Genomic DNA, 14,861 nt, shown 5'->3' with positions numbered 1-14,861 from the left:
CTGCAAACTCAACTATTAACTGTGATGGTAATCTTAAGTTTGGTGGATATACACTGAAAGACTACGGGAATAAGTCACATGGAAGCATTAAAATGAAAGAGGCTATTAAGTATTCATGTAATTATTTCTTTGGAGAACTTGGTGTTGAGATTGGTTCAGAGAACTTAGTTAAAACAGCTGAGAAGTTTATGTTTAATAAGGATATGTCAAGTAATATATCTAAGTATTCAATTCCTATAAAGACAGGAAGCATAAAGGTTGAGGATAAGAGAAATAAGTCATTTATTGCACAGGATGCTATAGGACAGCACAACGTTGCTGCTAACCCTATGCAAATGGCTATGGTTGCCTCGGCAGTTGCTAATAATGGTAAAATAATGACTCCTTACGTTGTTAAGGAGATTCGTGATAGAGATGGTAATGCTATACAAAGTGCTGAACCAAAGCTTTTATCAGAGGCTATGGGAGAATCTACAGCTAAGAAGCTTACAGACGATATGGTTGAAGTTGTTAAAGGTGGAACAGGTAAAAATGCTAAGATTAGAGGTGTTCAGGTAGCTGGTAAAACAGGTAGTGCACAGGACGAAAGTAAGAAGGCTACACACTCATGGTTTATAGGGTTTGCACCTGCTAATAACCCTGAAATAGCAATTGCAGTTATAGTTGAAGACGGAGGTCTTGGTGGAGACGTTGCTGCTAAGGCTGCTAAAAAGGTATTATCAACATACTTTAATAAGTAGAGCTAGGGAGGAAATAGGGAATGACATCAAATACCTTATCTAATATATGTAATGGTGGATTACTTGCTGAATACAAGGGTGATATTTACTTTGTAAATGTATATAGAGGTGAAGATTTATACAGGGTATGTGGAAAGATGTATGCACAAATTTCACCTGATAAGCTTAAAAATATTAATATTGTTAATGATAGAGTATATTACACTACACTTTTAGGAGAACTTAAGTCTATTAACATAAATGGAGAAGATGAAGTTAGTATTCTTAAGGGACCAGTAGATGGTACTGTAGCCTGTGGTAATACTATTTTCTACATTAATTTAGTAGATAACTATAGCATCTATAGCTATAATATAGAATCATCAGATATTAATAAGGTTATACCAAATGTTTGCGATAAGCTTAATGTTAATAATAAGTATATAGCATATATTAAGTGTTCAGATAATCTTGATTGGTATGGTTCAGGTAATATTACAGTTGTTAATAGGGAAGATATGAGTGAGGTTAAGTTACCTGAGGTTTTAACAACTAATATGGTACTTGATGATGAGTTTTTATACTTTACCGCAGAGGAATATAATCATAAGCTTTGTAGAATAAATATAGGTAGTATGGATGTACAGGAGTTAACAGATGTTAGCGTTGGAAGCTTTAATATATATGGTGAAAATGTCTATTTTGCTAATATTTCAGATGAGGGTAAGCTATATAAGATAAACCTTAGTAACATGGAAGTTATTAAGATTAGTGATGATATACCTGAGAATATTAATATTGCAGGAGACTATATATATTTTGCCAATGCTGCATATGGCTATCCATATAGATTATATAGAATGAAAATAGATGGTACAGAAAAACAAATGATATAACTGTTTGGAGGATATAATGAGACTAAGAAAAAAGTGGTGGGCAAGACCAGAACTAGAAGAAACAGAATTTGTTATAACAGAACCTAAATCTCTTAAGGGAACTTGGAGTAAGGTGTTTAATAATGACAAGCCTATATACTTAGAACTTGGCTGTGGTATGGGTAGATTTATTTCTATTTCAGCAGCAGATAATCAAGATGTTAACTATATAGGAATAGATCTTAAGGATGAGGTTTTAGTTGGAGCTAAGAGAAAAGTAGAGCAGGAATTTGAATCAAGGGGTATGGACCCAAGCACTATGAATGTTCGTTTAATTCCAATGGATATAACTTATATAGATGAGGTTTTTGGAAAGGATGAAGTAGATAGAATACATCTAAACTTCTCAACACCTTGGCCTAAGGCTAGACATAACAAGAGAAGATTATCACACCCTAACTTCCTTAATAAGTATAAGCAGTTTTTAAAGAAGGGGTCAGAAATATGGCTTAAAACAGATAATGTTGAGTTATTTGATGCTTCACTTGAATACTTTAAGGAAAACGACTTTGAAATTACATTCCTAACAAGGGATCTTCACAATAGTAAGTTTACAGAAAATGTTGTTACAGAATACGAGGAGAAATTCTCAAAACAAGATATGAACATTATGTTCGTAATAGCTAAGTATTAAATTGAAAGATTACCAATTTATTTGGTAATCTTTTTTGTATTTGAAGGAATATTTTATGTAGATTATATGTGAAAAGTAAGTAATTAATCATAAAAGTGAACTTTTGTTCAGAAATTACTTTTATTTTTAAACTCTTAATATATAATAATAAATATAATGAAATGAAAGGAGAAGTGACATGACAGGTAAGGCCCATATGGGTATTGGAGTATTGACAGCTGTAGTTATACTTGATAAGGCATCACTTGGGATATCCCCTGTGGCTATATTAGTATGTATTTTTGCGTCACTTCTTCCAGACTCGGATCATCCTAAGGGATTTTTTAATAAGTATATTCTACCTATGAGGAATAAGGTAGCGAAGATAACTCTTTATATTTTAGTAGGACTTACTATAATAGGGCTTAACTATTTTTATTTTAATAAGAATTACTTATATGCCCTAGGAGCAGTAATAATACTTATAGGTATATCCTCACATAGGCAGGGAATAACCCACTCATTAATCGGATTTGTATTATTTGTATATATATTAGGTTATGGTAGTGAAGGGATTAACATGCTAGAGAGGGAAAGAATAATAATAGCATTTATTGCAGGTTATTTAAGTCACTTAATTGGAGATCTATTTACTAATCGTGGGGTACCACTTATTTATCCACTATCTAAGAGAAAGTTTAAAATGCCACTTACTTATAGGGTAGGTTCTGGTGTAGGAAATTTAATAGAGGGTATAATAATAACACTTGCGGTAGTGTATTTAGCATTTGCTATACCTACAATGATAATTAAAATGAATTAATATGGGGTGATTTATGTTTGATATAGAAAACGAACTAAAAAAGCTCCCATCTTCTCCAGGGGTATATATTATGAAGGATGAAGATGATCGGATTATATATATTGGAAAGGCAGTATCCTTAAAAAACAGAGTAAGACAGTACTTTAGAAGCAACAAAAATCACTCTCCAAAGGTTATTGCAATGGTTAGGAATATAACCCATTTTGAGTATATATTAACCGATTCAGAGCTAGAAGCATTAATACTTGAGTGTAATCTTATTAAGAAGCATAAACCAAAGTACAATATCCTTCTTAAGGATGATAAGCATTATCCATACATTAAGGTTACTATAAAGGAAGAATATCCAAGGGTTATGATGACAAGAAGATACATTAAGGATGGGTCTAAGTATTTTGGTCCATATACTGATGTATCTGCAGTTAAAGAAACTCTTCTAATAATAGAGAAACATTTTAAGCTTAGAAATTGTAGACGGGATCTTAAGTATGGTCAGGTGGTAGGTAGAGAATGTCTTAACTACCATATAGGAAGGTGCACTGCACCATGTAGTGGTAAGGTTCCAGTTAATGAGTATATGAGTATGCTTGATGAGGTTTTAGAATTCTTATCAGGTAAGGATAACAACATAATTAGGAAGCTTGAAGAGGAGATGAATAGGTATTCTGAAAATCTTGACTTTGAAAAGGCTATGGAGATTCGAGATGAAATAGCATCAATTAAGAAGATACGTGAAAAACAAAAGATTATATCAAGCACACTTGAGGATGAGGATGTTATTGCAATGGTTAAAAACCACAATAATGCATGTATTGAGGTGTTCTTTGTTAGAAATGGTAAGATGCTAGGCCATGAGAACTTCTTCTTTAGTGATATTGATGAGGATGAGAATATTCTATATAGCTTTATTACCCAGTTCTACTCAAATAGAGAATATGTTCCAAGGGAAGTTATTCTTCAAGAGGAAATTAATGAGGTTAATATTATAGAATCCTTTTTATCATCTAAGAGGGGAACCAAGGTTAAGATTAAGGTTCCAAAACGTGGAGATAAGAGTAGTATACTTGAAATGGCTAAGAAAAATGCTAAGAATACCCTAGACCTTCTTGAGGAAAGAGCAAAAAGAGATAATAATATGACAACAGGGGCTTTATTAGAGCTTCAAGCTATTTTATCACTTGATACAATTCCTGGCAGAATTGAATCCTATGATATATCTAATATTATGGGAACTGACCCAGTAGGTTCAATGGTTGTATTTAATGAGGGTAAGCCTTCATCTAAGGACAATAGACGCTTTAAAATCAAAACCGTTCAGGGGCCAGATGACTATGCTAGTATGAGAGAAATCCTAACTAGAAGATTTAAAAGAGGACTTGATGAAAGAAGTGAAAATGTACTTAAGGGAAGATTCTCTATTTTTCCAGACCTAATACTTATGGATGGTGGTAAGGGTCAAGTAGCAATAGCACTTGAAGTTCTTCGGGACCTTAATATAAATATACCTGTTTGTGGTATGGTTAAGGACAATAAGCATAGAACACGTGGACTTATATTTGATGGATGTGAAATTGATATTCATAGGGACTCAAATGCATTTAAATTAATTACAAGAATTCAAGATGAGGTTCATAAAGTAGCAATAACATACCATAGAAGTTTAAGGTCTAAGTCATTAACATCATCAGAGCTTGATAATATTGAAGGGGTAGGTCCAGCTAGAAAAAGAGCACTACTTGAACACTTTAAAACCATTGAAAACATTAAAAATGCAAGCTTTGAAGAGGTTATTTCTGTTAAGGGAATGAATAGTACATCAGCAGAAAGCGTAATTAATTATTTCAAACTTCAAAAATAACCCACTTACTTCTTTATTATATATATATCTTTTGGTATAATTGTTTGTATCCTTGTTGAAACTTTATGTATCAAAATACAAGGTTAATGCATTTTATGATAATAAATCTAATTTTATATATTGTATTTAGTAAGAATCAAGGGAGATATATATATGAATTTTAACGATTTCAAAGAGAATCTTGAACAGTGTATAGATAATTCAAAAATAAAATACAACGAGCCATTAAAGAATCACACATCCTTTAAATTAGGAGGACCATGCTTAGCACTTATTTCACCAACTAAAAAGGAAGAAGTAGTTTGTGCAATTAAGCTTTGTAAAGATAACAACATTCCATTTTTTATATTAGGAAACGGTTCAAACCTAATAGTTAGGGATGGCGGGTTTAATGGTGTTATTATACACTTAACATCACTAAAGGATATTAGGGTTGATAATAAGAAGCTTGTTGTTGAAGCTGGTGCAACACTTGCGGCTGCTTCAGCTATAGCCCTTAAAAATAGCCTTAAGGGAATGGAGTTCGCCTCAGGAATTCCCGGAACCATAGGAGGAGCTGTTGCAATGAATGCAGGTGCCTATGGGGGAGAGATTAAGGATATTATAGAATCGGCAACTGTTATAACAGACAATATGGAGGTTGTAACTCTAAGTAGTGAAGAACTTGATTTATCATATAGATCAAGTATTATTACAAAAAAGGGCTATATTGTATTAGAAGCTGTATTTACATTAGAAGATGGGGAAGCTGAGGATATTAAGGCACGTATGGTTGACCTTAATGGACGCAGAAAAGACAAGCAGCCACTTAACTACCCAAGTGCAGGAAGCACATTTAAAAGACCACCAGGAAATTTTGCAGGTAAACTTATTGAAGATGCAGGTCTTAAAGGGTTTACAGTAGGCGGTGCCATGGTTTCAGAGAAGCATGCAGGGTTTGTTATTAACTATGATAACGCAACAGCGAATGATGTTATTACTCTTATAGGAAAGGTTCAAGAGATTATTAAGGAAAAGAACGATATTACACTTGAAACTGAAGTTAAAATTATAGGAGAAGAATAGAATTTAAAGATATAAGGGGAATCCTTATATCTTTTATTATTGCTCTGAAAAAATCCCATTATTATGATAATATAGTATATATGTTATTAGAAGCTATGGAGGGAAACCTATGAAGATAATTGGTGATTATCATACACATACAGTTTATAGCCACGGAAAGGGTACAATTGAAGATAATGTTAAGGAGGCTTTAGCAAAGGGCCTATCTGAAATAGTTATCTCAGATCATGGCCCTGGCCATTACTTATTTGGGGTTAAGAAGAAGAATCTCTATAAGATGAGAGAAGAAATAGATTTACTTCAGAAGAAATACCCTAATATTAAGATTATGCTTGGGGTAGAAGCTAATATTATTAGTGTAGATGGAGATATAGACGTAGATGATGAAGTTTTAGGAATTTTAGATAAACTTCTAGTAGGATTCCATTTTGGTGTTACAGGTAAGACCTTAACAGACAATAATAAGCTATTTATTATGCCAAGGGTTGGCAAGTTATATAAGGGTGCCGAAAGTTATAACAAGGATAATGTTACAAGGGCAGTTATTAATGCTATTATGAAGAATAATATAGACGTATTAACACACCCAGGGGATAAGTCTCCAGTTGATATATCCCTAGTAGCTAAGGCTGCAAAGAAAAGGGGAACATTACTTGAAATTAACGCAGGACATAAGCACCTTACGGTAGAAGATGCTAAGGTAGCACTTTTAGAAGGGGCAGACTTTATAATTAATAGTGATGCCCATATATCATCTCGAGTTGGTGAGGTTTCAAGTGCAATTGAAATAGCTATTAAGGCTAATATACCGGTTAATAGAATCAAAAATGCAGTAGAATAGGAGATGTGCTTATGAGATTTTTAGTAGTTACAGGATTATCAGGTGCAGGAAAAACTCAAGCAATTAGATGTCTTGAGGACCTTAACTATTTTTGTATAGAAAATATTCCACCATCATTAATTCCTAAATTTGCAGAGCTTTCATATAAGGTTAATGATAAGGTTGAGAAAATAGCAATTGTTATAGATGTGAGAGGTGGAAAGTTCTTTGATGAGCTTTTTAACGGATTATGTGAGCTTAACAATATGGGTTATAAGTATGAAATTCTATTTTTAGATGCATCAGATGAGACTCTAGTTAAGAGATTTAAGGAAAGTAGAAGAACACACCCACTTTCTAAAAAGGGTAGAATACTTACAGGTATCCAGGAAGAAAGAAATAAGCTTTCAGAGGTTCGCGAAAAAGCTGACCATGTAATTGATACCTCAAATCTTTCAACTAAGGGTCTTAAAGAAAAAATAAAAAGCATATATGGAACATGGGAAAGGGAAGATGGGTTCATTATTAATGTTATGTCATTTGGATTTAAGTACGGAATGCCAATCGATGCTGATCTTGTATTCGATGTAAGATTCCTACCTAACCCATATTATATAGATGAACTTCGTAGCCTATCAGGTAACGATAAGGAGATTAAAGACTATGTTACTTCATTTGAAGTTACTAAGGAATTTATCTCAAAGGTTAATAATATGCTAGAGTTTTTAATTCCATATTATATTGAAGAGGGCAAAACTCAGCTTGTTGTTGCAATAGGATGTACCGGTGGAAGACATAGATCTGTTGTTATGGCTAATGCAGTACACGAATTCCTTAAGGATAACCACAATAGTGAGATAATTCATAGGGATATTTCACATGATGCCACAAGGGATGTGAAATAATGTTTTTTTGGGAGTGGTTAAAACCTGGAATGAGAATCAAAAGATGGATTCTTATGGGTATACTAGGGTTAACGGTTTTTACCCTTGGTATTACTAAGGCCCTATTTAGGGGACCTGGACTTGATAGTTCACTAGGGTTATATATTTTTATATCTTTAGTTGGTATTTTCTTTATGTTTATATCATTAAGATATGGAATATCAAGTATGCTAAACTTTGTATCAGACTCAAGTTATGGCAAGAAGACACCTAGCTTTAAGGATATATTTCATGAACAAAGATCTCTTTTAAGAGGGCCACGTGTTGTTGCAATTGGTGGAGGAACAGGGCTTTCTACTATGCTCCGTGGTATTAAACAGTATACATCTAATATTACTGCAATTGTTACAGTTGCAGATGATGGTGGGGGAAGTGGTATGCTTAGACAGTCTCTAGGCATGCTTCCACCTGGGGATATTAGAAACTGCTTAGTTGCACTGGCTAATACAGAACCTCTAATGGAGGAACTTATGCAGTATAGATTTACTGAGGGAGATCTTAAGGGGCAGAACTTTGGTAACTTATTTATAGCTGCAATGAATGGAATATCAGTTAATTTTGAAGATGCTATTAAGAAGATGAGTGATGTACTTGCTGTTAAGGGAAGGGTTTATCCTGTTACTCTTGACGATGTAGAGCTTCATGCAATTTTATCAGACGGTAGCATTGTTTGTGGTGAATCAAAAATTCCAGAGGAGTGTATAAATCAGGGGCTTAATATAGAGAAGATCTACTTAGCACCAGAGCCTAAGGCACTCGATGATGCATTGTTTGCAATCAAAAATGCAGATTGCATAATTATGGGGCCAGGAAGTTTATATACAAGTATCTTGCCTAACCTTGTAATTGAAGATGTTGCAAAGGAAATTAAATCATCATCGGCTATGAAGATCTATGTATCTAATATTATGACTCAGCCAGGAGAAACAACAGGATATAGATTATCAGATCATATAGAGGCTATAGAAAAGGTATGTGGTAAAGGTATTATAGATATGGTTATAGCTAACGACGGATATGTACCAGATTCATACTTCGAAAAGTATAAGGATGATGGCCAGGAGAAGGTTATTATTGATACTGAAAATATATCTAGAAATATTATGGTTGTGTTTGAGGATTTAGTTGATTTATCTAAGGGATTTGTTAGACATAGTACAGACAAATTATCTAGGGTTATTATGACATTAATACTGAAACACACATTGCCTAAAAGTAGAAAAAGACTACTTGATTATTATTATTTAGCAGAGAGACTTAAACAAAATAGAGGGGAGGAGAAATAGTGTCATTTTCACAGGTAGCCAAAAACGAATTATGCAGAATACCACTAGAAAACAAATGTTGTCAGATAGCAGAGCTTTCTGGAATTATGAAAATGAGTGGTACTATTCACATAGGCTCTAAGGCAGGACTTAGTTTTAGAATTTCAACCGAAAGCCCTGCTATAGCGAGAAGAGCTTTTTCCCTTATTAAGAATATATTTGGTAAACATACTGAAATAATGGTTAAAAAGAATAACTCACTAAAAAAGAATAATATATATATTTTAATGCTTACACCTGAACTTGGAGCTAAGGATATGCTTATTAAGTGTGGAATCCTTAAGGAAAGCAAAGAAGGTACTATTGGATTTGTAAGCAAGATAAGTAGTACAATTATTAAGGACACTTGCTGCAAAAGAGCATATGTTAGAGGAGCATTTTTAGGGGGAGGGTCTATTAGTAACCCTGAAAAAACATATCATATGGAGTTTGTGTCAAGTTCACTAGAACAGGCAGAAGACTTAATGAAGCTTATTAACTCATTTAGTCCTAATGCTAAGGTTATCCAAAGAAAGAATAGCTTTGTTGTCTATATGAAGGAAGGTAACCAAATAATAGATATATTAAGTATTATAGGGGCACATACAGCATTATTAGAACTTGAAAATGTTAGAATATACAAGGAAGTTAGAAATAACGTTAATAGAATAGTTAACTGCGAAACAGCTAACCTTAATAAAACAGTTGATGCAGCAGTTAGACAGGTTGAATCTATTAAGTTTATTAAGGCTAAGGCTGGACTTAGAAAGCTAACTCCAGGGCTTCGTGAAGTAGCTGAGATTAGACTTAATTACCCTGATATTTCACTAAAAGAAATCGGGGAGATGCTTAATCCACCTATAGGTAAGTCAGGGGTTAACCATAGACTTCGTAAGATAGAAAAAATAGCTGAAGAGCTTCGTGATTAATAGATAATTTTAAAGGGGAGGTTGTATACCGCCCCTTTTTCTTGTGTTATATTATTGGTATAATTAAAGATACAGTTTATTTAATATACAGTTAGTTAAATGGAGGGAATAGGGTGTCAAAGCATCAAGAAGTAATAGCCTATATTAAGGGGCTAGAAGAAGGTACACGTATATCTGTAAGAAGCGTTGCAGAGGCACTTGGGGTAAGTGAAGGTACTGCTTACAAAGCAATTAAAGAAGCAGAGAAACAAAGAATAGTAACAACCATAGCAAGGGTTGGAACCGTTAGAATAGATAGAATAGACAAAAGAAGTATAGAAAACCTAACCTGTAGTGAAGTTGCAAGTATTGTAACAGGAACAGTACTTGGAGGTAAGGGAGGACTTTACAAGTCTATTAATAACTTTGTAATTGGAGCGATGACAATAGATGCTATGGGACGATATTTATGCCCAAGTGATCTGTTGATTACTGGAAATAGGGATGAGTCACATAGATTAGCCCTAGAGAAGCAATGTGCTGTGTTAATAACAGGAGGGTTTTCATGTACAGATGAAGTGAAAAGACTTGCAGATAAGATGCAGCTACCTGTTATATCATGTCAGTATGATACATTTACAACAGCAACACTTATAAATAACGCAATAAGTCAAAGACAAATAAAAAGTGATATTATACTTGCTGAGGATATTATGAAAGCTGACTATATGTATCTTGATACAAAGTCTACAATAGGAGACTTAAAGTCAGCAAATATAGTAACCTCAGAAAACAAATTCTATGTTGTAGATGATACTAGAAAGTTAGTTGGGTCTATAGTATATGAAGAGGGAAAGTATAATGATGATAGTGAGAGTATACTTCCATATGTTGAGAAGAACATAATTGGAGTTAACCTTAAAACATCTATTTCCTATGCAGGTCATCTTATTATTAGAGAAGAACTTGGAATGTTACCTGTACTTGAAGGAAAAAGGCTGGTTGGTGTTCTACTGAGAGAAGACATTGAGAAGGCTCTTCGTAACATAGGCCACAAGCAATCAAACAATACAATTGAAGACCTTTTAGTTAGGAATTTTGAGAAAGAAAAAGTAGAAAAAGGACTTATATATAAGGGAACTATTTCACCTGAAATGCTAGGAAGACTTGGTATGGCTAGTTGGAGCGTACTTAACTTCATACTAAGCACAACTGGTATTGCAGCACTTAGGGCCCACAAGATTTACAATATAGTAGTAGACTCATTTAATGTTGTTTTTATTAAGCCACTTCAACTTGAAAGTGAAATTACATGCTTTGGTGAGATAATAGACATAAGCAGAAATAGTGCTAAGGTAGAAATATCATTAAGATCAGAAAATGAGTTAATAGGACGAGGATATCTTGTATGTAAAATGCTAGGAAAGTAGGTGAGAGTATGGCCTTTGCACATCTTCACGTTCACAGTGAATACAGCCTACTAGACGGTTCTTCAAGGGTAAAAAGGCTCCCACAAAAAGCTCGGGAGCTTAACATGAATTCAATTGCACTAACAGACCATGGTGTTATGTTTGGTGTTATAGACTTTTACAAGGCATGTAAAAAGGAAGGTATTAAACCTATACTTGGATGCGAGATATACGTTGCACCAAGGGATTTAAGACTTAAGGAAGGTAAGCAGGATGCTGCTAACTACCATCTTATATTACTTGCTAAAACAAATGAGGGATATAAAAACCTTATGAAAATAGATTCACTTGCCTATGTTGACGGGTTTTATTATAAGCCAAGAATAGATTATGAGAATCTACGTAAGTATTCAGGGGATATAATAGCACTTAGTGCTTGCCTTGGAGGAGAGGTGCAGCAGCATCTTCTTCGTGATAATTACGATGAAGCTAAGAAAAAGGCACTTATGTATCAAGAGATATTTGGAGAGGGTAACTTCTATCTTGAGATGCAGGACCACGGAATCAGTGAACAAAAAAAGGTTAATGAAATTCTTAAAAAGCTTTCAAAGGAAACAGGAATACCACTTGTTATAACCAATGATGTTCATTATATAGAGAAGGAAGAGTCTAAGGCACACGAGATACTTGTTTGTATTCAAACAGGTAAAACAATAGATGACGAAGATAAGCTAGAATTTGAAAGTGATGAGTTTTATCTTAAGTCAGAAAAGGAGCTACGAGAGATCTTCCCTGGAATGGATGAGGCATTCGAAAACACACAAAAAATAGCTGATATGTGTAATGTTGAGTTTGACTTTAATGTTACACATCTTCCTGAGTTTGACACGCCTGATGGGTTTACTGCAGATGAGTACTTAAGACATCTATGCTTTAGTGGACTTGAAAGACTATATAGTGATATAACAGATGTTCACAGGGATAGACTTAACTACGAATTATCGGTTATAGAACAAATGGGATATGTTGATTACTTCCTTATTGTTTGGGATTTTATTAGATTTGCAAACGAAAAGGGAATAGTTACAGGACCTGGCAGAGGGTCAGGTGCAGGGTCTATAGTTGCCTATACACTTGGAATTACTAAGATTGACCCTATTAAGTATAATCTTATATTTGAAAGATTCCTTAATCCGGAACGTATAAGCATGCCTGATATTGACTCGGACTTTTGTTACGAGCGTCGTCAAGAAGTTATTGACTACGTTGTAGAAAAGTACGGTAAGGACAGGGTTGCACAGATTGTAACATTTGGAACCATGGCAGCAAGAGCTGCTATAAGAGACGTTGGACGTGCACTTAACTATCCATATGCAGAGGTTGATAGAATTGCTAAAATGATACCAACTGAACTATATATGACAATTGATAAGGCACTTACAGTTAATAAGGAACTAAAGCTTGAGTATGAAGATGATGAGAGGGTTAAGGCATTAATAGATATATCAAGGTCCCTTGAGGGACTTCCTCGCCACTCATCAACCCATGCAGCGGGAGTTGTTATATCTAAGGAGAACCTAACAGATCATGTACCAGTAGCTAAAAATGACAACACTATAGTTACACAGTTTCCAATGGGAACCCTAGAGGAACTTGGTCTTTTAAAAATGGACTTTTTAGGACTTAGAACACTTACTGTTCTTCGTGATGCAGTAGACCTTATTAAGGTTAATCAAGGAGTAGAAATAGATCTTGATAATATAGACTATGAAGATAAGAATGTTTACGAAATGATAAGCCAGGGATATACAGAGGGCATATTCCAGTTAGAATCTAAGGGAATGACTAACTTTATGAAGGAACTTAAGCCTGACTCACTTGAGGATATAATTGCTGGAATATCACTATATAGACCAGGGCCAATGGATGAAATTCCAACTTACATCAAGAATAAGAATAACCCAGACAATATCCAGTATCTTGACGAGAAGCTAAGACCTATACTTGATGTAACATACGGAGTTATGGTTTATCAGGAACAGGTTATGCAAATAGTTAGGGATATCGGTGGATACTCACTTGGTCGAAGCGATCTTGTACGTCGTGCCATGTCTAAGAAGAAACACGATGTTATGGAGGAAGAAAGAAAGAACTTTATCCATGGACTTGAGGATGAGAATGGAAATATTATTATTGAAGGTGCAGTAAGGCGTGGAATTAAGGAAGAAACAGCTAATAAGCTATTCGATCTTATGATGGACTTTGCAAGTTATGCATTTAACAAGTCACATGCAGCTGCATATGCTGTTGTTGGATACCAAACAGCCTACCTTAGAAAGTATTACCCAGTAGAATACTTTAGTGCACTATTAACAAGTGTTATGGGTACTAATGAGAAGGTAGCATTTTATATAGATGCATGTAGACACATGGGTATTGAGGTTTTACCACCTGATATTAACGAAAGCTTTGTTAACTTTTCAGTATCAAATGGCAAAATAAGATTCGGACTTGCAGCTATAAAAAACGTAGGTAAGCATGCTATAGAATCTATTATTGAAACCCGCAAAAAACATGGCAGATTTACTTCATTTACACATTTTTGTAGAAAGGCTGATTTTTCAGAGGTTAACAAAAGAGCTGTAGAATCTATGATTAAAGCAGGTGCCTTTGATTCATTTAATATTGGTCGTGCCACATTAATGAGTGTATACGAAAAGGTTATAGATGGTTCAATTGCAGATAAGAAGAATAATATAGAAGGACAAATGTCACTATTTCAGGTAGGATCTTCTTCTAAGCAAGAGGATATGTATAAGGACGACTTTAAGCCTATGAAGGAGTTTACTAAGAGGGACCTACTTTCAATGGAAAAAGAAATGATAGGACTTTATATTAGTGGACATCCAATGGATGACTGTACCCACCTTGTTGATTATTACGCAAGTGATGATATATCAGATATAATCCAGGTAACAGCAGAGGGTGAAGAGGACTTTGATCATAAGGTAGAAGATGGACAAAAAGTTAAGCTTGGAGTAGTTATTTCATCTATTAACATTAAAACAACAAGAAAAAATGACGTTATGGCATTTATTCAGGTTGAGGATAAATACGGTTCACTTGAGGGGGTAGTATTCCCTAAGATATACCAAAAACTTTCAAGATATATTTATGAGGATAATATAGTTCTTATAAGTGGAAAGATGGCAGTTAGGGAGGATGAGGCACCGAAAGTATTAATAGATGATATATCTCCTATGACAGCAGAGGCTGTACATGGAAAGTTATTTATAAGGCTTTACAAAGAATCCTTTAAAAAGGATAGTGAAGATATAGTTCCTATATTAAGGCGTCATAAGGGTGTTAGCCCAGTTACCATTGTACTTGAAGACAAGGAAAAGGGAACTAAGACTCCACTTAAGTCTAAGGAAGACATTAAGGTTAATATTACAGACTTACT

At 34.4% G+C, this 14,861-nt stretch carries 12 protein-coding genes; all 12 read left to right on the top strand.

Features of this window, described 5'->3' with window-relative positions; translation table 11 throughout:
- Window positions 1-740 (top strand): penicillin-binding transpeptidase domain-containing protein (locus tag RR539_RS08055; RefSeq protein ID WP_332500324.1); only part of this gene is annotated, 740 nt, incomplete at its 5' end.
- 20 nt (window positions 741-760) lie between these two features.
- Complete coding sequence (locus tag RR539_RS08050; RefSeq protein ID WP_332500322.1) at window positions 761-1,615, top strand: DUF5050 domain-containing protein; 855 nt, start codon at window positions 761-763, stop codon at window positions 1,613-1,615.
- 16 nt (window positions 1,616-1,631) lie between these two features.
- Window positions 1,632-2,288, top strand: a complete 657-nt coding sequence (trmB, locus tag RR539_RS08045; RefSeq protein ID WP_332473778.1) for a tRNA (guanosine(46)-N7)-methyltransferase TrmB — start codon at window positions 1,632-1,634, stop codon at window positions 2,286-2,288.
- Window positions 2,289-2,466: 178 nt separating this feature from the next.
- Window positions 2,467-3,090 (top strand): metal-dependent hydrolase, encoded by a 624-nt coding sequence (locus RR539_RS08040; protein ID WP_332473779.1) that lies wholly within the window; start codon window positions 2,467-2,469, stop codon window positions 3,088-3,090.
- A 13-nt stretch (window positions 3,091-3,103) separates the two neighbouring features.
- On the top strand, window positions 3,104-4,948 hold the full coding sequence (uvrC, locus tag RR539_RS08035) for an excinuclease ABC subunit UvrC (protein ID WP_332473780.1): 1,845 nt from the start codon (window positions 3,104-3,106) through the stop codon (window positions 4,946-4,948).
- Between the two features lie 153 nt (window positions 4,949-5,101).
- Entirely contained in the window at window positions 5,102-6,013 is a 912-nt protein-coding gene (gene murB, locus RR539_RS08030; protein ID WP_332473781.1) for a UDP-N-acetylmuramate dehydrogenase, read from the top strand.
- A gap of 109 nt (window positions 6,014-6,122) precedes the next feature.
- Window positions 6,123-6,854 (top strand): PHP domain-containing protein, encoded by a 732-nt coding sequence (locus tag RR539_RS08025; RefSeq protein WP_332473782.1) that lies wholly within the window; start codon window positions 6,123-6,125, stop codon window positions 6,852-6,854.
- Window positions 6,855-6,865: 11 nt separating this feature from the next.
- The gene (gene rapZ, locus RR539_RS08020) at window positions 6,866-7,738 is read left to right on the top strand and encodes an RNase adapter RapZ (RefSeq protein WP_332473783.1); all 873 of its coding nucleotides are present in this window, start codon (window positions 6,866-6,868) and stop codon (window positions 7,736-7,738) included.
- Window positions 7,738-9,063: a gluconeogenesis factor YvcK family protein gene (locus RR539_RS08015; protein ID WP_332473784.1), complete on the top strand. Its 1,326-nt coding sequence runs from the start codon at window positions 7,738-7,740 to the stop codon at window positions 9,061-9,063. Before rapZ ends, RR539_RS08015 begins: the two co-directional genes overlap by 1 nt.
- The gene (whiA, locus tag RR539_RS08010; protein WP_332473785.1) at window positions 9,063-10,010 is read left to right on the top strand and encodes a DNA-binding protein WhiA; all 948 of its coding nucleotides are present in this window, start codon (window positions 9,063-9,065) and stop codon (window positions 10,008-10,010) included. Before RR539_RS08015 ends, whiA begins: the two co-directional genes overlap by 1 nt.
- Window positions 10,011-10,123: 113 nt before the next feature.
- A complete protein-coding gene (locus RR539_RS08005; RefSeq protein ID WP_332500321.1) occupies window positions 10,124-11,419 on the top strand; it encodes a DRTGG domain-containing protein in 1,296 nt (431 codons plus the stop codon).
- An 8-nt stretch (window positions 11,420-11,427) separates the two neighbouring features.
- Window positions 11,428-14,861 (top strand): DNA polymerase III subunit alpha (locus RR539_RS08000; protein ID WP_332500320.1); only part of this gene is annotated, 3,434 nt, incomplete at its 3' end.

Origin of the sequence: Clostridium sp. (assembly GCF_036639235.1) — a bacterium.
Lineage (GTDB): Bacteria > Bacillota > Clostridia > Clostridiales > Caloramatoraceae > Clostridium_AB.
Note: the sequence above shows the minus strand (reverse complement) of the source record. Positions and strands in the feature narration are given on the sequence as shown.